We start from the raw sequence: 19243 nt of genomic DNA, 5'->3' as shown, positions 1-19243 counted from the left end.
TTTCGACGCCGGGAGCGCCAACTGCCCTGCCCGACAGGACGACGAGCCCGGCCGTGTCGCCCAGCCGCTGGTGCCCCTTCCCCTCCCGGACACCGCGCCGTCACACCGAGCGGGAACCTTCCCCTCGTCCCCCTCCGCTCAAGCCTCTTCTTGTGTCCGTCCGCCGGTACCGCGGGCGTGACGTGGAAGGACGATGTGCGCCGTGTCCCCGCTCCCGCTCGATGATCTCCCCGTAGCGCGCCCCGCCCCCGTCCGGTCCCCCGCCGCCGCGCGCCTGACCGGTCTCACCCGTCTCACCCGTCTGACGCTGACCCTGCTGCCGCTCCTGGCGATCGGGACGTGGGCGGCGGTCGACTGGCGGGCGGTGAGCGAGGGCGCCGCCCGGTTGGCCGCCGCCGATCCCTGGTGGCTGCTGGCCGGGGCCTTCTTCACCTGCCTGGGCTGGGTGACCGCCGCGTGCGTGCGGCAAGGCGCCCTGCCCGAACGGCTGCCGCCCGGGCCGCTGCTCGCCTCGCAGTTCGCCGCGGGCGCCACCAACCACATCCTTCCGGCGAGCATCGGCGCCCACGCCGTCACCCTGCGCTTCCTCCAGCGCAACGGCATACCCCTGGCCCGCGCCACCGCCTCGCTCGCCCTGTACTCACTGGTCAAGCCGCTGGCGAAGACGGTGGTGCTCGTCGTCTTCCTCGTGGCCTTCCCGGACGCGCTACGACTCGGCGACCTCACCCCGGACACCTGGACGTTGCTCATGGCCGCCGGGGCCGCGGTGTTCGGTCTCGCCACCGCCGCCCTGCTCCTGACGGTCGTACGCCCGCTGCGCCGCCCGGCGCTCGGCTTCGTACGCACCGCCCTGACCGAGGCGCGGACCCTGCACACCCGGCCCAGCCGCGTCCTCGCCCTGTGGGGCGGGGCGGCCATCACCCCGGTGCTTCAGGGGAGCGTGATCGCCTCGGTCGGGTTCTCGCTCGGGCTGCCGCTGTCCTGGGCCCAGGTGGTCCTCGCGCTGCTGCTCGCCAGTACCGCCGTCGGCGCGGTGCCCGCCCCGGGCGGCATCGGCCCGGTCGACGCGGCCATGGTCCTCACCATGGCCGCGTACGGCGCCCCCGTGTCCCTGGCCACGGCAACCGTCATCGGCTACCGCGTCCTGACCGTCTGGATCCCCCTGCTCCCGGGCGCCCTCGTCCTCTCGGCCCTCGTCCATCGCGAGGTGCTGTGAACCTCAGCCACGCCGAAGTCGGATGCCCCTGGGCCCGTCAGGTCGGCCCAGCTTGTCGACCGCCTCGTAGTACGTCCAGGCGGTCGCGTCGCACGTCGCGCGTTCGCCGCGGAGTTACGGCCGATGTATGCGGCGTCCATACGGTCCGGACCGCAACGGCCCGTCTCACGCCCGGAGGTAGGCCAGCACCGCCAGGACGCGGCGGTGGGTCTCGTCCGCCGGGGGCAGGTCCAGCTTCGTGAGGATGCTGCCGATGTGCTTGCCGACGGCCGCCTCGGACACCGTCAGCGCCTTGGCGATCGCCCCGTTCGACCTGCCCTCCGCGATCAGCGCCAGCACCTCCCGCTCGCGCGGGGTGAGCCGCTCCAGCGGATCGCGGCGCCTGCGCAGCAACTGCCGTACGACTTCGGGGTCGACGACCGTGCCGCCGGCCGCGACCTCGCTCAGCGCGTCCACGAACTGCTCGACCTGGCCGACGCGGTCCTTGAGCAGATAGCCCACGCCCGATCCGTCGCCGGAGTCCAGGAGTTCGGAGGCGTAGGTCCGCTGCACGTACTGGCTCAGGACCAGCACCGGCAGAGTGGGCTGCTCCTCCCGCAGCCGGACGGCCGCGTGCAGGCCCTCGTCCTGGAAGCCGGGCGGCATCCGTACGTCCGTCACCACGATGTCGGGCCGGTGTTCGGCCACGGCGGCGAGCAGCGCCTCCGCGTCGCCGACGGCCGCCACCACCTCGTGTCCGCAGCGGGTGAGCAGGCCGATGAGGCCCTCCCGCAGCAGCACGCTGTCCTCGGCCAGGACTACGCGGAGCGGTCGGTCGGCTCGCAAGGATCGCAAGGAATCTCCACACGCAACAGGGTCGGTCCGCCCGGCGGACTGGACAGGGAGAGTCTGCCATCCAGGACCGAGACCCGGTCTGCGAGTCCGGTCAGCCCGGTGCCGCCGCCGGCGGCCGCGCCGCCACGTCCGTCGTCGCGCACCTCCAGCGCGAGCCGTCCGTCGGCGTGCCCGCCTGCGACCCGCGCGCGGTCGGCCCCGCTGTGCTTGGCGACGTTGGCGAGGGCCTCGCAGACCACGAAGTAGGCGGCGGCCTCCACGGCTTGGGGCAACCGGCCGGGCAGCTCCAGGTCGACGTCGACGGGGACCGCGCTGCGGTCGGCGGCGTCAGCGACGGCGGCTTCCAGGCCGTAGTCGGCGAGCACCTTGGGATGGATGCCGTGGATGAGTTCGCGCAGCTCCGCGAGGGCCTTGCCCGCTTCCTCGTGCGCCTTGGCGAGTTGGTCGGCGAGCGGGCCGGGCGGCGCATCCAGGCGGGCCAGGCCGAGTGTCATCGTCAGGGCGACCATGCGCTGTTGGGCGCCGTCGTGCAGATCGCGCTCGATCCGGCGCCGCTCCGTCTCGAACGCGTCGACCAGCCGGACGCGGGACCGCGTCAGTTCGATGACCTGCGCAGCCAGCTCCGCGTCACGCGGGGCGATGAGAAGCCGCGTCAGCTCGGCTCTGGCGCCGGCCGCGACCCCGAGGACGTACGCGCCGAGGGCCAGCAGTATCACCCCGAGCACGGCGACGCCGAAGGCGGTCGGCCAGCTGGTGACCGTCCACTGCTTGAGCACCTTCGCCTCCCGGCCGTCGCCCACCGTGGCCATCAGCAGCGGGGTGAACGTCATCGACAGCGGGAAGGCCAGCGCCACGGTGACCACGAGGGCCTCGGCCGGCCACAACAGGCCCGCGAACAGCAGCGCGTAGCCGAGTTCCCGCCAGGTGAGCTGCTCCCGCAGCCGGGTGGTGAACCAGCTCCACGGTCCCGGCTCGGCGGGCTCGCGATGCGCGCCGGGTACCGGATCACGGTCGATCAGCCGCAGTCTGCGCCGCTCGGCCGAGGCCACGGGCACCCCGACGAGAGCCGTGACGGCGAGCAACGGCAGGCCGACCAGGACAATCGCGAGGACGCCGCCGACCGCCGCCAGGGTCGCGATCGCCACCAGCACGGCGATGCCGGCCACCACACCCGACAGCAGATACACGACGGCACGCCACGGCCACGGGGACACCAGGAAACCCGGCCGGGACATGGCCTGCCATACGTTCCGGGGATGCATGCGATCACCGTAGACGGCGCGTCATGGACGGTGCCATCGGTCCAGGTGGCGTATCGGGGGTAGGGCCGGCCATACCCCTGCAATCGCGGCGGATGGTCACGGGCTGCCGGATGCAAGTTCTCCAAGGGGCTGACGCTCCGCACATTGCGATCATCAGCCCGGCTACCAACTGCTCACCGAGGGGGCGCGCATTGATGTCGTCGAGTTCGAACAGCTGGACCGGCAGGGTCGCCTGGCCCTGAAGGAGCGCCGGTTCGCGGATGCCGCGGAGCTGCCGCGGCGGGCGCTCGACCCGTGGCAGGGCCCCGCGCTCGCCAGCGTCACCCCCATCTGGCCGAAGCCGAGCCTGGGCCCGAAGTCGCTCGCGTACCGGGAACTCGCTGACGAGACCGGTGAGTTCGGAGACGTGCGGCTGATGCCGACCGAGCGCCGACGGCTGGCCGGTCCGGCGGGCCGGGTCACCGAGCCGCGCATCGGGAACTCGACGTACGGCGCGCCCTCGCCTCTCCCCTGCGCCAGCTCTCCCTCCAGGAACGTGAGTTCATCGCCTCCATCGCCGGGCACGACGCCGGAGCGTTCACCGCATCGGCCACCGCGCGGTCCCTCGCCCTCTCGGAGGACACGGCGGAGGACACGGCGGAGGAACTGCTGGAGCGGCTGGTGGAGGGGGCGGTGCTGGAGATGGCGGGCATCGACGCGGCCGGAGAACCCCGGTACCGCTTCCGCGAGTTGCAGCGCCTGGTGGCCGTCGGCTGCGGGGACCGGGAGTCGGATCGGTCGCTCACCCGGGCGGGGCGACCGGGCGCCGGGGCCGACAGCCAGGCCGAGGCCCCGGGGTAGGTCTGGCCCTACCCCAAGTGTCGCTTCTGCCGCACTGCGCCGGGGTGTCGTCGCGCGGTTTCGTGGAGTCACCACAGTTGCGAGAGAGGCGGTGCCCGGATGTTGGCTTGGCCGGCGGAGCGTGTGCCGGCGTACGGAAGCGTCGGCGTTCCGACCGCGGTGCTGCTGCCCGCCCTCGAAGCCGCCCTGCCGGTGATCGGCGCGGTGCTGCCGGGGCAGAGCGCGGTGGTACTGGGCGGGATGCTCGCCCGGCACGGCAGCATCACCGTCGAGGCCGCGCTGCTCACCACGACCGCCGGCGCCGTCCTGGTGCCTGGCCCGCGCCTTTCTCCGGCTCTCTCCCGCGGAACGACACCGCTGAACCCCGATTCCGTCCCGCCCTGGTGCGCGGGAGGACCGACACCGAACAAGTAGGGACTTAGGGACAGATGACCAACCATGCGATCCAACTGCGCTCCGTGAGCAGGCAGTACGGGGCGGGCAGCGGCAGTGTGACCGCGCTCGACCAGGTCTCGCTCGCCTTCCCCCGGGGCACCTTCACCGCCGTGATGGGCCCCTCCGGCTCCGGGAAGTCGACCCTGCTGCAGTGCGCGGCCGGGCTTGACCGGCCCACCGCGGGCTCGGTCACCGTCGGGGACACCGAGCTGACGAAGCTGAGCGAGACGAAGCTGACGCTGCTGCGCCGCGAGCGCATCGGGTTCGTGTTCCAGGCGTTCAACCTGCTGCCGTCGCTGACCGCCGAGCAGAACGTGGCCCTGCCGCTGCGACTGGCCGGGCGGCGCCCCCCGAAGGCCCGGGTCCGTGAGGTGCTGCGCCAGGTCGGCCTCGGCGACCGGGCAGGGCACCGCCCCTCGGAGATGTCCGGCGGCCAGCAGCAGCGCGTGGCCCTGGCCCGCGCCCTGATCACCCGCCCGGAGGTGCTGTTCGGCGACGAGCCGACCGGCGCGCTCGACTCGCAGACCAGCCGCGAGGTGCTGTCCCTGCTGCGCGGCATGGTCGACACGGAGGGCCAGACGATCATCATGGTCACCCACGACCCGGTGGCCGCCTCCTACGCCGACCGTGTCGTCTTCCTGGTCGACGGGCGCGTCAACGGCGAGCTGGTGGGCGCCTCGGCCGGCGACATCGCCACCCGGATGACGAAGCTGGAGGCCGTGCCGTGCTGAGTGTCGCCCTGCGCACCGTGCGCACCCGTTGGGTCACCTTCGTGGGCAGCTTCGTCGCGCTCTCGCTCGGCGTCGCGCTGATCGCCGTCATGGGGCTGGCCCTGGCCTCGTCCCTGAACGCACCCGAGCGCCGGCCGGAGCGGTTCGCCGCCACCCCGGTCGTGGTGAAGGGCCAGGACACGCTGCGGGTGCCCACCCCGATCGGCGACCGGACCCAGAAGCTGACGCAGCCGAACGCCGTACCGGCGAAGACGCTCGCCGCGTTGAAGCGACGCGGCACCGTCACCGAGGACCGCTCCTTCGCCGTACGGGCGAGGAACGCGCCCGGGGACCTGGTGGGCCACCCGTGGTCGACCGCCGCGGGCGCGCCGTACGAGCTCGACGCGGGCCGTGCCCCCGAGGCGGCCGGTGAGGTCGTGGTCAGCGGCGACTGGGCCACCGTGGGGAGGCAGGTGCGCACCGGTCTCGGCACCGTGACGGTGGTCGGGACCGTGCGCGGGCTCGGCTTCGAGGACGCCGTGTTCTACACGGACGCGCAGGCGGCCCGACTCGCCCCGGTGAGCACCCAGCTGGTCGTGGACGCCGACGCCACGGCCGTACGGCAGGCGGTGGCGGGCAGCTCCGGCGTCAGCGTCCTCACCGGCACCCAGCGGCGGCTCGCGGACGCCGACCCCTACCGGGACAGCGAGGCCCTGACCGCGATGAACGCCATGTTCGGCACGGCCGGCGGGGTCAGCGGCTTCGTGTCGGTGTTCGTGGTGGCGTCCACCTTCGCGTTCGCGGTCGCCCAGCGGCGCCGGGAGTTCGGGCTGCTGCGCACCGCGGGCGCCACCCCGGGGCAGATCCGCCGGATGGTCTTCGCCGAGGCCCTGGTCGTCGGCGTGCTCGCCTCGGCCGCGGGCTGTGTGCTGGGCGCGTACGCGGCGCCGTATCTGGCCCGATGGGTGGTCGAAGGCGGTCTCGCCCCGAGCTGGTTCACCATCGGCGACCACACCTGGCCGTACCACATGGCCTTCTGGACAGGGCTGTTGGTGGCGCTGTGCGGAGTGGTCGCCGCGTCCTGGCGGGCCGGGAAGACCGGTCCCGCGCAGGCGCTGCGCGAGGCGTCCGTGGACAGCAGGACCATGACGTGGGGCCGCTGGCTGTTCGGCGGAGGCCTGCTGGTCACCGCCGCCGTGACGCCGGCCCTGGCGCTGGTCTCCGGACCGGGCGACCTGCTGCACCGCAAGACGTACGTCAGCCGGCCGATGCTGCTGATCACGGCGGTCGCGCTGCTGTCGCCGGTGCTGGTGCGCCCGCTGACCCGGCTGATCGCCTGGTTGCCGGCCCAACTCCCGGGCGCCGGCGGCATGCTGGTGCGGGAGAACGCCGCCGCCGGTGTCCGCCGTACCGCCGCCATCGCCGCTCCCGTCCTGGTCACGGTCGCTCTCGCGGGCTCGCTGCTCGGCGCGACCGCGACCCTGAACGAAGCCAGGGCCACCGAGACCCGCGCACAGACCCGCGCAGACTTCGTCGTCTCGCCGGCCGGCGCCGCGGGCTTCGACACGGCGACCGTCGAGCGGCTGCGGGCGGTGCCCGGCGCGGAGGTCTCGGCCACCTCGTCGAGCGCCGTCTACGTCCTGGAGGACGGCGTGGCACTCATCAGGTCCGAGGCGCGCGCGGCCGATCCGAAGCGGCTCGCCGACACCGTACGGCTGCCGGTCGCGGCCGGCCGGGTCACCGATCTCGACGACGACTCGATCATCGTCAACGAGGAGTGGGCGCGGCACACCGTCGGGCAGCGGGTGAGCGTATGGCTCGGCGACGGCACGAGGAAGTCCCTGCGGATCGCCGCCGTCCTGTCCATCGGCACCGGCAACAACGGCGTGTACGTCACCCCGGCCAACGCCCCGCGCGCCCCCGTCGACCGGATCGACGTCAAGGTCGCGGACGCCGACACGGCGGCCGTGGCCGCGGGGCTGCGCACGGCGCTGCGCTCCTCCGGGGGGCAGGTGTTCACCAAGAACCAGTGGGTGCAGGCCAGTTACCCCGAGACCAACGACACCACCCGGATCGGGTTCCTGCTGGTCCTCGGCATCGCCCTCCTCTACACCGGCATCTCCCTCGCCAACACCCTGGTCATGGCGACCTCCGACCGGGTGCGGGACCTGGCGGTGCTGCGGCTGGCCGGGGCCACCACCTGGCAGGTGCTGCGGCTGGTCGCCGCCGAGGCGCTGATGGTCGTGGTGGTCGGCGGAGTGCTGGGACTGCTGGTGGCGGGACTCAACCTGCTGGGGATGTGGAGCGCCCTGGGCCTGCTGTCGGTGTGGAGCCCCATCGAGATCCCATGGACGGCGATCGGCTCGGCGGTGGGCGCGTGCGCGGTCCTCGCCGTGGTCTCCGCCGTGGCACCGGCCGGGCTGTCGCTGCGGCGCCGGGCCGTGGAGCTGGCCGGCGTACGGGAGTGACCCGTTGACCCCGCGCCGGGCCGGTGACCGGGTGCCGGGTGGTGGCCGGGCGCGGCGAGGAGACGCGGACGGTGCCGTAGGCCCGCCACTCCCACGAGGCGCCGGTCGGGGCGAGGAAGGCCTCCACCTCCTCGCGGCTGGTGGTCTCGAAGGTGTCCCACACACCGCCGTCAGCCGACTGTCCGAGCAGTCCTCCCCGTGCACAGCCCATCGCCACTCGCGCTGGGAAGTGCCCAGACACCGCCAAGAGCCCCGACCGGGCCACAGGCCCGGGTCGGAGCCCAGGAGGCAGACGATCAGGCGCACGTGGGAGTCAGGTCTCCTGACACCCAGCGCGTCCGGCACGCCGCCCTTCCCATCGAACCCGGCGGTCAGTCTTCCTCGGGTGCCAACCGCAGCGAGATGCTGTTGATGCAGTACCGCTGGTCGGTCGGCGTCGGGTAGCCCTCACCCTCGAAGACATGGCCGAGGTGCGATCCGCAGCGGGCGCACCGCACCTCCGTGCGGACCATCCCGTGGGAGCGGTCCGCGATCAGCTCGACCGCGTCGGATTCCTTCGGGTCGTAGAAGGACGGCCAGCCGCAGTGGGACTCGAACTTCTCGTTCGAGGTGAAGAGTTCGGCGCCGCACGCGCGGCAGGAGTAGACACCCTTGGCCTTGGTGTCGGTGTACTCGCCCGTGAAGGCGGGCTCGGTGCCCGCCTTCCGCAGGACGGTGTACTCGGCCGGGGTCAGCTCCGCGCGCCACTGCTCGTCCGGCTTTTCGATGTCGTACGACATGAAGCTCAACCCCTCACAAACGTCACGGCTACTTCGACAGGCGGGTCAGGATCTCGGGACCGAGGTCCGTCACGTCTCCCGCGCCCATGGTGAGAACGAGATCACCGGGCTTCGCCATTCCCGCGACGACCGAGGGCACCTGCGCCTTGTCATGGACCGGTGTCACGTCCGCGCCCGCCGCCCGCGCCGCCTCGATGATCAGCTCGCTGGTGACGCCCGGGATCGGGTCCTCGCGGGCCGGGTAGATGTCGAGCACGATCGAGGCGTCGGCCAGGGCCAGGGACTCGCCCATCTCCTTGGCCAGCTCCTGGGTGCGGGAGAACAGGTGGGGCTGGAAGACCACCAGGATGCGGCCCTCGGCACCCGCGCGCATGGCCTCCAGGTCGGCCGTCATCTCGGTCGGGTGGTGCGCGTACGAGTCGACGACCTGGACGCCCGCCTCCTCGCCCTTCAGCTGCAGACGCCGCTTCACGCCCGTGTAGGAGGCGATCGCGGGGGCCAGCTCCGCGGCCGGAATGCCCAGCGCCGCGCCCGCCGCCAGCGCGGCCACCGCGTTGTGCGCGTAGTGGCGGCCTGGGACGGAGACGGCGAAGGTCAGCTCCTTGCCGTCGAGGAGCACCGTCACCTCGCTCTTGAGGCCCTGGGGGATCACGGACAGGACCCGTACGTCCGCGTCCGGCGCGTCGCCGTACGTCACCACCCGTACGTCCGCCGGCAGGCGCCGGGTCAGTTCGCGCGCGCCCTCGTGGTCCGCGGAGATCACCAGCGTGCCGCCCGGCACGATCTTGGCCGCGAAGGTCTCGAAGGACTCGTAGATCTCGTCGATGGAGGCGTAATTGGCGTGGTGGTCGAGCTCGACGTTGAGGACGATCGCGACCTCGGGGGCGTACTTGTGGAAGCTGCGGTCCGATTCGTCGGCCTCGGCGACGAAGATCTCGCCGTCGCCGTGCAGGGCGTTCGAGCCGGGGGCGTCCAGGTCGCCGCCGATCGCGTACGAGGGGTTCAGTCCCAGCGCCGAGAGGGACACCGCGAGCATCGACGTGGTCGTGGTCTTGCCGTGCGTGCCCGCGACCGCGATCGGGCGCAGGCCGTCCATCAGCCGGGCGAGGGCGTCCGAGCGGTGGACCACCGGGATGCCGAGCTCGGCCGCGCGGGCCAGCTCCGGGTTGTCCGCGCGGATCGCCGAGGACACCACGACACAGGTGGCGTCGGAGGCCAGGTGGTCCGCCGCGTGGCCGATGTGCACGGTCGCGCCCAGCGCCCGCAGTGCCTCGGCGGTGGCGGACTCCTTCGCGTCGCTGCCCGCCACCTTCGCCCCGCGCTGCGCCAGGATCTTGGCGATGCCCGACATCCCGGCGCCGCCGATGCCGATGAAGTGCGGTCGGTCCATGGCGGTAGGAAGGCCGGGTGCCATGCGTGTATCTCCCAAGATCCGGTACGACGGTCAGCGTGCTCCCACAGACAGGAACCCGCCCCAGCCTATTGCGTGCGGCCCCCCGCAACCTCCCAGGGGCGCGGGGCCGTGACCTGTGCGGCTCCGCCGCGTGGGCGCGGCCAGCCACGTGCCGGCCGCACCCGACCGGTCCCAGCAGCCCCACGGCGCCCACGCGCACGCCCGGCGGGAGCCCTACACCTTGCTGTGCGAGAACAGTTTCAGCACCGGCACGCCGACCTTGTGGCGGGCCCGCGAGGCCCAGTCGCGGTGGAAGAACTCCTCCACGTAGTGCGGGTCGGTCAGCACGATGACCTCGTCCGCGTCGATCTCGTCGACCAGCTCCTTGAGCGCGTCGAGCGGGTGGTTCTCGATGAGCCGCCCCTCGGCCTCGCTGCCGGCCGAGCGCAGCGCCACCAGCGACACGTCGAGGGCCTGCTGGCCCTGACCGGCCGCGTCCGCGCCCTCGGGCGTCTCACGCTCGTGGGCCGCTTCGTCCAGCTCCCCGAGCGCGACGTCGTCGATGGCCCGCAGCAGCCGGTCCGCCTGGTCGCCCCGCGGCTGGAGCAGCACGTGGAAGGCAACCGCCTCGTCACCGTGCAAGGTGGTGACGAACTCCACGTCGGCGGACGTCAGGGCCTTCTCGATCATCAATACGCTTGTGAACACGACAGGCGCCCTTCTCCTCCGTGGGCCTCCTTGGCCCCCTGCGGAAACCATCCTGCCCCGTGATCGCACGGGGACTGCGATTTTCAGTGTGCCCAGCGGAAGATAAACGGAACGATCTACTCCGCTACCTTGCCCTGGCCGACGGCCTTGCCCTATCCGACGTCAGGGGCGACGGTATCGGGCGAAGAGGAATCCGGCCTCCTCCAGGAGGGACGCCAGCTCGAGCCGCTCGGGAACCGCCATCGCGGGCCCCCCGGCGATCCGCTGCGCGTCTCCCGCGGTGAGCGTCGGCGAAAGAGTCAGGCACAGTTCGTCGAGGACACCCGCCGCGACCATCTGGCCCAGCAGCCGCGGGCCGCCCTCCGTCAGCAGCCGGGTCATACCGCGCTCGGCGAGCGCACGCACGGCCCGTACCGGATCCACGCCCGTCCCGTCCCCGGCGATCACCACCCCGGCGCCCGCCTTCTCGGCCGCCGCCACCCGCTCGGGGGCCGCCGCGGCGCCCGTCAGGACGAGCGTGGGCACCAGGGGCGAGGTGAACAGGGGCAGCGAGAAGTCCAGGTCGAGGCTCGCGGTGACGACGGCGATCACGGGCGCCGGGCCCTGTCCGGCCGCCTCCCGGGTCCCCGCGAACTCCGCACGTGCGCGTGCCGGACGGTAACCCTCCTGGCGTACCGTCTCCGCGCCGACGACCACGACGTCCGCCAGAGCCCGCAGCACCCCGAAGATCCGCATGTCGGCGGCGCTGGAGATGCCCTGGGACTTTCCGTCGTGCTGGGCGGCGCCGTCGAGCGTGGAGACCATGTTGGCCCGCAGCCAGGGCTCCCGGACACCGGCGGGGCGGAGCTCGGGGTAGGCGTACGCCTCCGCCAGCTCCAGCAGTTCCCACTCACGGTCCGTCGCATCCGTCACATCCGTCACAGCCGCACCAGGGGCATCGGGGGCCCCGGCGGTGGCCTGGGCTGCTGTTTCGTAGGTCACAGGGAACAGGCGTCGCATGTCGTGCAGTGTGGCACGGCCCTTAGAGTGGGGAACCGTGTCGTCCTCCACCGCCGCTTCCGGGATCGAACCGATACCCGAAGCAGCCCCCACGTCCCTGTGCGCCCGCGAGCCGCACGTCCCCGCGGACCGGCTGGTCGCCGAGATGGTGCCGCCGCCGCGCTTCGACTCCGTGCGCTTCGAAACGTACATTCCGGACCCGAACCAGCCGAGCCAGACGGAGGCCGTACAGGTCCTCGCCGGCTTCGCGGCCGGTCTCGGCGGGGCGCACGCGCTCGGCGGCGGCAAGCGGGGCTTCTTCGGCTTCGGCAAGGCCAAGGCACCGAAGACCCCGGCCGGCCCCCGGGGTGTCTACCTGGACGGCGGCTACGGCGTCGGCAAGACCCATCTGCTCGCCTCCCTGTGGCACGCCACCCCCGCCGAGCCCGCGCTCAAGGCCTTCGGCACCTTCGTGGAGCTGACGAACCTGGTCGGCGCGCTCGGCTTCCAGAAGACCGTGCAGACGCTCTCCGGGCACCGTCTCCTGTGCATCGACGAGTTCGAACTCGACGACCCGGGCGACACCGTTCTCGTCTCCACCCTGCTCGGCAAGCTGGTCGACGCGGGGGTCGCGCTCGCGGCCACCTCGAACACCCTGCCGGGCAAGCTCGGCGAGGGCCGGTTCGCGGCCGCCGACTTCCTGCGCGAGATCCAGGGGCTGTCCGCGCACTTCCGGCCGCTGCGCATCGACGGCGAGGACTACCGCCACCGCGGGCTGCCCGAGGCCCCGGCGCCGTTCACCGACGAGCAGGTCACGAAGGCCGCGTACGCCACGGCCGGGGCCTCCCTCGACGACTTCCCGCATCTGCTCGACCACCTCGCGCGCGTGCACCCCAGCCGCTACGGCGCCCTGACCGACGACCTGAAGGCCGTCTGCCTCACCGACGTCCAGCCGGTGCCCGACCAGTCGACGGCGCTGCGGCTCGTGGTGCTCGCCGACCGGCTGTACGACCGCGAGGTGCCCGTCCTCGCCTCCGGGATGCCCTTCGACCAGCTCTTCAGCGAGGAGATGCTGAACGGCGGCTACCGGAAGAAGTACTTCCGCGCGATATCCCGGCTCACCGCGCTGGCCCGCGACGCCAAGGGGCTCGTCGAGGCGTAGCTTTTCGGCCCCTCCACAGCGTTTTCGGCCCACTTCACTGTGAAACGTCGAGTTAACCCTGCAAACAACTTGCCGCGTTAACCTATGTATTGACATGGAGGACGAGACGCCGGGAGGGGGCGCATGTTACGAGGTACGACGGCCCGACCCCTGTACGTGGTACTCGCCGCCGTCCTGATCAGCCTCCAGCTCTTCGCTCCCACCGAGGCGTTCGCGTCCGCGCACAGGGGCGAAGTCGTCTCCTGCGCCGAAGCGGAGCATCCGCACAAGGTGGCACCCCCTCTGGGCGCCCGTCAGCGGACCCGCGACGAGGATCTCGTCCCCGACACACCCCCGCGCGCGCTGCTCGCGAGCGACCCCGCGGCCTCGTACGCGCCGCTCGCGCCCGCCCCGGCGCACCCGCGCACGCCGAGATCCCGGGCCGCCCACTCCCCTGCCGCACTTCAGGTCTTCCGCTGCTGAGCGGAGCGTGTCCCCCCACGCTCCGTCTTGTAAGCCGACGCGCCCTCAGGGCGCGCCAGGAGGAACTGACATGCAGCCCCTCATCGACCATGCCCGCTCCTTCGGCCGGCGGCCCGAGGAGTTCGCCTCGCTCGCCGACGGCCAGTCCCCGCAGGTCCTGTTCATCACCTGCTCCGACTCCCGGGTCGTTCCGGCCCTGATCACCGGCGCCCGCCCGGGCGAGCTCTTCGAGCTGCGCACCGCGGGCAACATCGTCCCGCCGTACGTCCTCGGCCGGCCGACCTCCGAGGCGGCCACCGTCGAGTACGCGGTGGACGTGCTCGGCGTGTCCGAGATCGTGGTCTGCGGCCATTCGCACTGCGGTGCCGTCGGCGCGCTGGTGCGCGGCGAGGACCTGACGGCCGTACCCGCCGTGCGCGACTGGCTCGCGCAGGCGCAGCGCCCGTCCGACGCACCGGACGACGACCCCACCGTCGCCGACGCGGTGCAGAACCACGTCCTCGCACAACTGCTCAGGCTCCGCGGATACCCCTGTGTGGAAAGGGCCCTGACGACGGGCCGGCTGCGTCTGCACGGCTGGTACTACGAGGTCCACACCGGGGCCGTGCGCGAACACCGTGCGCACACCGACACCTTCGAGTCCCTGTGAGCCGCGCGAGGAACAGGTCGAGCCTGATGAGCAAACTCCCCCACCTGCGGCAGGACTTCGCCGCCTCGATCGTCGTGTTCCTGGTCGCCCTGCCGCTGTGCGTGGGCGTCGCCGTCGCCTCCGGTGTCCCGGCGGAACTCGGCCTGGTCACCGGCATCGTGGGGGGTCTCGTCACCGGCCTGATGCGCGGCAGCAGCCTTCAGGTGTCGGGGCCCGCGGCCGGACTGACCGTGCTGGTCTTCGAGGCCGTACGGGAGTACGGGCTCGCCGTCCTCGGAGTCGTCGTGCTCGCCACGGGTGTGCTCCAACTCCTCATGGGCGCCCTGAAGCTGGGGCGCTACTTCCGGGCCATCTCGGTGGCCGTCGTCGAGGGCATGCTCGCCGGGATCGGCCTCGTGCTGATCGCGGGCCAGCTCTACTCGATGGCCGGGCTCAAGGCGCCCGCCTCCGGACTCGGCAAGCTCGCCGGACTGCCGGAGGCCGTCGTCGACGCGGCCCGTAGCACGGAGGCGCTGGCCTCGGTCGGACTCGGGGCGGGCACGATCGCCGTCCTCGTCCTGTGGCGACGGCTGCCGCGCCGTGTGCGTACGGTGCCGGGGGCCCTCGGCGCTGTCGTGCTGGCCACCCTGGCGGCCTCGGGGTTCGGGCTGCCGGTGGCCAAGGTCGAGGTGCGGGGGCTGGTCGGCTCGATCCAGCTGCCGAGCCCGGAGGCCTTCGGGGAGCTCGCGAGCGTGGGCGTGCTCGGCACGGTGCTCGCCTTCACACTGATCGCCTCCGCCGAGTCGCTGTTCAGCGCGGCGGCCGTGGACCGGCTGCACGACGGCCCCCGGACCGAGTACGACAAAGAACTGATGGCGCAGGGCGCGGGCAACACGGTCTGCGGACTGCTCGGCGCGCTCCCGATGACCGCGGTGATCGTGCGCAGCGCGGCGAACGTCCAGGCGGGCGCGCGGACGAAGGCGTCCCGCGTGCTGCACGGCGTCTGGCTGCTGCTGTTCGCGGCGCTGCTGCCCGGCGCGCTCGGCGTCATCCCGCTGCCCGCCCTCGCCGGCATCCTGGTGCACGCGGGCTGGAAACTGGTCCCGCTGCGCCAGGTCGTCTCGCTGTGGCGCGAGCACCGGGGCGAGGCGCTGATCCTCGTCGTCACGGCGGTGTCGATCGTCGCCGTCAGCATGTTCGAGGGGGTGCTCATCGGGCTCGCCCTGGCGATCGCCAAGACGGCGTGGGAGGCCTCGCACGTGCGCCTGGATGTCATAGACAAGGGCGCGGGTCCCGTCCAGGCGTATCTGTCGGGCAACGCGACCTTCCTGAGGCTGCCGAAGATCCTCGACAGCCTGGAGGCGCTGCCCCAGGACCGCCCGGTCGAACTGGACCTCTCCGGCCTGCACCACCTCGATCACGCCTGCCGCACCGCGCTGGAGAACTGGTCGGCGCGGCACAGTGAGGCGGGGACGGAACCGGTGAAGATGACCATCGGCTGACCCCCGGGGCTCGCGGTCGGGGGGATCCTCGACCGCGAGCCCGCGTGAGGCATATCGTGGGATTAGTGGTGGTATACGGCGGCTCGAAAGGGGGTCGTCATGCTTGAGGAGCTCTTGGCCACGGCCGCGGTGGCCGGTACCGCGGGGGTGGTGTACATCGCCGCGGCGGCCCGGGTCGTCAAGCAGTACGAGCGGGGCGTGGTGCTGCGGCTCGGCCGGCTCCGGGGTGGCATCAGGCCGCCCGGGTTCACCATGATCATCCCCGGTGTGGACCGGCTGCGTAAGGTCAACATGCAGATCGTGACGATGCCCGTCCCCGCGCAGGACGGCATCACGCGGGACAACGTCACGGTCCGGGTCGACGCGGTCATCTACTTCAAGGTGGTCGACGCGGCCGACGCGGTCATCCAGGTCGAGGACTACCGCTTCGCCGTCTCACAGATGGCGCAGACCTCACTGCGCTCGATCATCGGCAAGAGCGACCTCGACGATCTGCTGTCCAACCGGGAGAAGCTCAACCAGGGTCTGGAGCTGATGATCGACAGTCCGGCCATGGGCTGGGGTGTGCAGATCGACCGGGTCGAGATCAAGGACGTGTCGCTGCCGGAGACGATGAAACGGTCGATGGCCCGGCAGGCCGAGGCCGACCGTGAGCGGCGGGCCCGCATCATCAACGCGGACGCCGAGCTCCAGGCGTCGAAGAAACTGGCGGAGGCCGCCGGGGTGATGTCCGAACAGCCCGCCGCGCTCCAACTGCGGCTGCTGCAGACCGTGGTGGCGGTCGCCGCCGAGAAGAACTCCACCCTCGTGCTCCCCTTCCCGGTGGAACTGCTGCGGTTCCTGGAACGGGCACAGGCTCAGCCGGGGGCACCGACGGTGGAGCAGATACCGACGCGTCCGCGGCCCGACGAGCACAGGGACGACGAGTTCGTGCTCGATGAACCCAAGGGTGACAAGTTCAGGCGCGGCGAGGCGGAGGACGACGAGTTCCCGCTCGACAACCCCGGCGCGAGCCCTCTCCCCGGCTCCGACTGATCGCCCCCACTGATCACCCCTGATCGCCCCTGATCGCCTCCACTGATTGCCCCCACTAATTGCCGCGACCGCCCGCCGACTGCCTGCTAGCGTCCCTCCCATGAAGCGTGCCGCTGTGAAGACGACGACGCCGGAGAGTGTCCCGGCGCGCTGACTGCTGACGAGTCCGAAGCCCCGGGGCGAGTGCCCCGGGGCTTCGCCGTGTGGTCACTCGCCCCTCGAGAAGCGAGGAGACCACCATGACCGCCCTTCCCGACCACCACCGCCTCGGCCGTGAACTGGACCTGTTCGACACCGATCCTCTGATGGGCGCGGGCCTGCCCTACTGGCTGCCCGACGGCGCGGCCGTGCGCCACGCCCTGGAGGAGTACGTCCGCGAAGCCGAGCGACGCGCGGGCTACCGGCACGTGTACTCACCGGTGCTGGGCAAGCGGGAGCTGTACGAGATCTCCGGGCACTGGTCGCACTACAGCGAGGACATGTTCCCGCCGATGGAACTCGGCGGCGAACAGGTGGTGCTGCGCCCGAGCCTGTGTCCCCACCACGCGCTCATCTACCGCGCCCGTTCCCACAGTTACCGTGAACTCCCGCTTCGCATGGCCGAGTTGGGCGGCATGTACCGCTCCGAGCCGTCCGGTGTCCTCGGCGGCCTCACCCGCGTACGTGCCATCCAGCTCAACGACGCGCACCTCTTCTGCACCCTGGAGCAGGTCGCCGAAGAGGCGTCGGCCGCACTGGAGTTGATCCACCGGGCGTACGAGGCGATGGGCATCCGCGCGGCCCGCCACCGGCTCTCCCTGCCGGGCCCCGGCGGCAAGTACGTCGCCGACCCCGAGCTGTGGCGGCGCTCGGCGGCGCTGCTGCGCGAGGTCCTCGACCGCTCCGGGGTGGCGTACGAGGCCGTCGAGGGCGAGGCCGCGTTCTACGGCCCCAAGATCGACGTCCAGATCGCCGATCCGGCGGGCCGGGAGTCCACCCTCTCCACCGTCCAGATCGACTTCCACCAGCCCGAACGCTTCGACCTGCACTACATCGGCGCCGACGGGGCGAAACACCGGCCGGTCATGGTCCACCGCAGTGTCATCGGCAGCCTGGAGCGAGCCGTCGCCCACCTCATCGAGGCGCACGGCGGTGCCTTCCCGCCCTGGCTCGCCCCGACCCAGCTGGTGGCCCTGCCCGTCTCCGACGCGCCGGCCGAGGTCGAACAGGCTGCCGATCTCGTACGCCGCTGCCTGGACCGGGGCCTCCGGGCCCGGCTCATCACCCCCGACCAGGGCACCCTGGGCGCCCGGATCCGCGCCGCCCGCCTGGTCCCGTACCAGGCGGTGATCGGCCCCCGGGAGGCCGCGGCCGACGAGATCGCCCTGCGCCTGCGCGACGGCCGCCGCCTCGCCCCGCAGCCCGCCGCCGTGGCACTGGACCGCATCACCCGTCTCGTCCGCGCCCACACCACCGAGCTGATCGACTAGATTCCCGCGCCGTGGACTAACTGCCGGTACACCAGGGGTGGTTGAGGCGGCGGTGGCGGCCGGTCGGTGGCCGTGCCGGGAGCGGTCCTCGCGTCGGCCGGGGGCGGGGCGCTGCACGCGCAACTCCGCCCGGCGTTCCCTCGGACGGACGCGCGGGCGCGCTCCGACAGCACCGTGCCACCGGCGGAGCAGGCCGACGCGGCCGCGCTGACGCTGCCCGAGCAGGTGACGGACCTGCGCTACGACACCGCCCGTCTGCGCCCGCGGACCGGGACCCCGTACGGGCTGCGTCTCATCGTGAACATCGAACCCGACAGCCGTCCGCGACCGGCCGTCCTGGCCACCTCTCGAAGAGGCCTGAGCACGACTCGCGGGTGCCCGGCTCCCGTCGCACCATCGAAGGACACGGCCGGAAGGGGTACGCGGTGGCCAAGAGGGACGGCAAGGGTACGAAGGAAGGAAGGCGAGGGCCCGAAGGACGGCGAACAGCGCGAGGGCGAGACCCCGGCCCCGCTGCGCCGGCTGCTGCGCGTTCCCGGCGGCGAGGACGTCGACCTCTCCTCGTACGATGCCAGGGCCACGCCCGCCGGTCCGCGCGACAAGGCCGCCGGGCTTGCCGCCGTCGCCCAGATGGTCGAACGCCTCGACAGCCTGCAAGAACGCCTGTGGGCCGCGAGCACGGCAGGTGACCGGCGCCGGGTCCTGCTGATCCTCCAGGGCATGGACACCAGCGGCAAGGGCGGCACGGTCAAACACGTCACCGGGCATTTCAACCCCGCGGGCTGCCGCATCCGGGACTTCAAGGCACCGACCGCCGAGGAGCGCGGGCACTCCTTCCTCTGGCGGATCAGACGGGCTCTTCCCGAACCCGGCGAGATCGGCATCTTCGACCGCTCGCACTACGAGGACGTCCTGATCGCCCGCGTCCGCGAACTGGCTCCCCGCAAGGAGATCGCCCACCGCTACGGCGAGATCAACCGCTTCGAGAAGTCCCTCGCCGACGACGGCGTCACCGTGGTGAAGTGCTTCCTGCACATCTCCTACGACCAGCAGCGCCGCCGGCTCCTCCAACGGCTCGACAACCCCGACAAGCACTGGAAGTTCAGCCCCGACGACATCACCGACCGTGAGCTGTGGCCCGCGTACCAAAAGGCGTACGAGATCGCCCTGGAGCGCTGCTCCACACCGGAGGCCCCCTGGTTCCTCGTCCCCGCCGACCGCAAGTGGTACCGGAACTGGGCGATCAGCACCCTGCTCCTGGAGCACCTCGAGGCACTGGCCCCGCAGTACCCGAAGGCCGACTTCGACGTGGCGGAGGCCAGACAGCGCCTACTGGAGGACAGCTGACCTGCGGCCTCGGGC

General features: G+C 72.2%; 18 protein-coding genes and 2 pseudogenes. 13 read left to right on the top strand and 7 right to left on the bottom strand.

Annotation, left to right across the window (positions count from 1 at the left end):
• Positions 1-202: 202 nt before the first annotated feature.
• Positions 203-1216 carry a lysylphosphatidylglycerol synthase transmembrane domain-containing protein gene (locus tag ACZ69M_RS44840; protein ID WP_470059349.1) on the top strand — a complete coding sequence of 338 codons (1014 nt, stop codon included), beginning with the start codon at positions 203-205 and terminating at the stop codon, positions 1214-1216.
• A gap of 165 nt (positions 1217-1381) precedes the next feature.
• On the opposite strand, the gene ACZ69M_RS44835 is transcribed toward ACZ69M_RS44840, so the two are convergent.
• Both ACZ69M_RS44835 and ACZ69M_RS44830 read right to left on the bottom strand, forming a co-directional pair.
• Complete coding sequence (locus ACZ69M_RS44835; RefSeq protein WP_470059459.1) at positions 1382-2041, bottom strand: response regulator; 660 nt, start codon at positions 2039-2041, stop codon at positions 1382-1384.
• Positions 2014-3285, bottom strand: a complete 1272-nt coding sequence (locus ACZ69M_RS44830; protein WP_470059457.1) for a sensor histidine kinase — start codon at positions 3283-3285, stop codon at positions 2014-2016. The genes ACZ69M_RS44835 and ACZ69M_RS44830 overlap by 28 nt, the downstream gene beginning before the upstream one ends.
• Positions 3286-3481: 196 nt before the next feature.
• Between ACZ69M_RS44830 and ACZ69M_RS44825 the strand changes: the two are divergent.
• Positions 3482-3628: pseudogene (locus tag ACZ69M_RS44825) on the top strand (BTAD domain-containing putative transcriptional regulator); the annotation flags it as partial.
• A gap of 42 nt (positions 3629-3670) precedes the next feature.
• Here ACZ69M_RS44825 and ACZ69M_RS44820 read toward each other — a convergent pair.
• Positions 3671-3799: pseudogene (locus ACZ69M_RS44820) on the bottom strand (AfsR/SARP family transcriptional regulator); the annotation flags it as partial.
• A 173-nt stretch (positions 3800-3972) separates the two neighbouring features.
• Here ACZ69M_RS44820 and ACZ69M_RS44815 point away from each other — a divergent pair.
• The 4 genes from ACZ69M_RS44815 to ACZ69M_RS44800 all read left to right on the top strand — a co-directional run bounded on the left by ACZ69M_RS44815 (position 3973) and on the right by ACZ69M_RS44800 (position 7765).
• A complete protein-coding gene (locus tag ACZ69M_RS44815) occupies positions 3973-4152 on the top strand; it encodes a hypothetical protein (protein ID WP_470059347.1) in 180 nt (59 codons plus the stop codon).
• A 123-nt stretch (positions 4153-4275) separates the two neighbouring features.
• Complete coding sequence (locus ACZ69M_RS44810) at positions 4276-4566, top strand: hypothetical protein (protein ID WP_470059345.1); 291 nt, start codon at positions 4276-4278, stop codon at positions 4564-4566.
• Between the two features lie 14 nt (positions 4567-4580).
• Positions 4581-5318: an ABC transporter ATP-binding protein gene (locus ACZ69M_RS44805; protein WP_470059343.1), complete on the top strand. Its 738-nt coding sequence runs from the start codon at positions 4581-4583 to the stop codon at positions 5316-5318.
• A complete protein-coding gene (locus ACZ69M_RS44800) occupies positions 5312-7765 on the top strand; it encodes an ABC transporter permease (protein WP_470059341.1) in 2454 nt (817 codons plus the stop codon). The genes ACZ69M_RS44805 and ACZ69M_RS44800 overlap by 7 nt, the downstream gene beginning before the upstream one ends.
• 371 nt (positions 7766-8136) lie before the next feature.
• On the opposite strand, the gene msrB is transcribed toward ACZ69M_RS44800, so the two are convergent.
• The 4 genes from msrB to ACZ69M_RS44780 form a co-directional block, all read right to left on the bottom strand.
• The gene (gene msrB / locus ACZ69M_RS44795) at positions 8137-8544 is read right to left on the bottom strand and encodes a peptide-methionine (R)-S-oxide reductase MsrB (protein ID WP_470059339.1); all 408 of its coding nucleotides are present in this window, start codon (positions 8542-8544) and stop codon (positions 8137-8139) included.
• A gap of 28 nt (positions 8545-8572) precedes the next feature.
• Positions 8573-9958, bottom strand: coding sequence for a UDP-N-acetylmuramate--L-alanine ligase (gene murC / locus ACZ69M_RS44790; RefSeq protein WP_470059337.1), 1386 nt, complete (start codon positions 9956-9958; stop codon positions 8573-8575).
• A gap of 213 nt (positions 9959-10171) precedes the next feature.
• Positions 10172-10645: an indole-3-glycerol phosphate synthase gene (locus ACZ69M_RS44785; RefSeq protein WP_403701088.1), complete on the bottom strand. Its 474-nt coding sequence runs from the start codon at positions 10643-10645 to the stop codon at positions 10172-10174.
• Positions 10646-10807: 162 nt separating this feature from the next.
• A complete protein-coding gene (locus tag ACZ69M_RS44780) occupies positions 10808-11644 on the bottom strand; it encodes a pyrimidine reductase family protein (RefSeq protein ID WP_470059335.1) in 837 nt (278 codons plus the stop codon).
• Here ACZ69M_RS44780 and zapE point away from each other — a divergent pair.
• The 7 genes from zapE (at position 11643) to ACZ69M_RS44745 (ending at position 19228) form a co-directional block, all read left to right on the top strand.
• Complete coding sequence (zapE, locus tag ACZ69M_RS44775) at positions 11643-12785, top strand: cell division protein ZapE (protein WP_470059333.1); 1143 nt, start codon at positions 11643-11645, stop codon at positions 12783-12785. The two genes, ACZ69M_RS44780 and zapE, sit on opposite strands and share 2 nt — an antisense overlap.
• A gap of 123 nt (positions 12786-12908) precedes the next feature.
• Positions 12909-13247, top strand: coding sequence for a hypothetical protein (locus tag ACZ69M_RS44770; protein ID WP_470059331.1), 339 nt, complete (start codon positions 12909-12911; stop codon positions 13245-13247).
• Between the two features lie 70 nt (positions 13248-13317).
• On the top strand, positions 13318-13896 hold the full coding sequence (locus ACZ69M_RS44765; protein WP_470059329.1) for a carbonic anhydrase: 579 nt from the start codon (positions 13318-13320) through the stop codon (positions 13894-13896).
• A gap of 26 nt (positions 13897-13922) precedes the next feature.
• Entirely contained in the window at positions 13923-15377 is a 1455-nt protein-coding gene (locus ACZ69M_RS44760; RefSeq protein ID WP_470059327.1) for a SulP family inorganic anion transporter, read from the top strand.
• 99 nt (positions 15378-15476) lie between these two features.
• On the top strand, positions 15477-16412 hold the full coding sequence (locus ACZ69M_RS44755; protein WP_470059326.1) for a slipin family protein: 936 nt from the start codon (positions 15477-15479) through the stop codon (positions 16410-16412).
• A 203-nt stretch (positions 16413-16615) separates the two neighbouring features.
• Positions 16616-17881: a threonine--tRNA ligase gene (gene thrS / locus ACZ69M_RS44750; protein WP_470059324.1), complete on the top strand. Its 1266-nt coding sequence runs from the start codon at positions 16616-16618 to the stop codon at positions 17879-17881.
• 513 nt (positions 17882-18394) lie between these two features.
• Positions 18395-19228: a PPK2 family polyphosphate kinase gene (locus ACZ69M_RS44745; protein WP_470059455.1), complete on the top strand. Its 834-nt coding sequence runs from the start codon at positions 18395-18397 to the stop codon at positions 19226-19228.
• Positions 19229-19243 lie beyond the last annotated feature (15 nt).

Source organism: Streptomyces sp. NPDC107454 (assembly GCF_055582885.1).
This window is presented reverse-complemented; position numbering and strand designations above follow the sequence as displayed.

Bases quoted from the DNA above. Each gene is read 5' to 3' on its own strand.
- murC (WP_470059337.1), bottom strand. From the start codon at position 9,958: ATGGCACCCGGCCTTCCTACCGCCATGGACCGACCGCACTTCATCGGC.
- ACZ69M_RS44760 (WP_470059327.1), top strand. From the start codon at position 13,923: ATGAGCAAACTCCCCCACCTGCGGCAGGACTTCGCCGCCTCGATCGTC.
- ACZ69M_RS44765 (WP_470059329.1), top strand. From the start codon at position 13,318: ATGCAGCCCCTCATCGACCATGCCCGCTCCTTCGGCCGGCGGCCCGAG.
- zapE (WP_470059333.1), top strand. From the start codon at position 11,643: ATGTCGTGCAGTGTGGCACGGCCCTTAGAGTGGGGAACCGTGTCGTCC.
- ACZ69M_RS44770 (WP_470059331.1), top strand. From the start codon at position 12,909: ATGTTACGAGGTACGACGGCCCGACCCCTGTACGTGGTACTCGCCGCC.
- ACZ69M_RS44780 (WP_470059335.1), bottom strand. From the start codon at position 11,644: ATGCGACGCCTGTTCCCTGTGACCTACGAAACAGCAGCCCAGGCCACC.
- msrB (WP_470059339.1), bottom strand. From the start codon at position 8,544: ATGTCGTACGACATCGAAAAGCCGGACGAGCAGTGGCGCGCGGAGCTG.
- ACZ69M_RS44755 (WP_470059326.1), top strand. From the start codon at position 15,477: ATGCTTGAGGAGCTCTTGGCCACGGCCGCGGTGGCCGGTACCGCGGGG.
- ACZ69M_RS44805 (WP_470059343.1), top strand. From the start codon at position 4,581: ATGACCAACCATGCGATCCAACTGCGCTCCGTGAGCAGGCAGTACGGG.
- ACZ69M_RS44830 (WP_470059457.1), bottom strand. From the start codon at position 3,285: ATGTCCCGGCCGGGTTTCCTGGTGTCCCCGTGGCCGTGGCGTGCCGTC.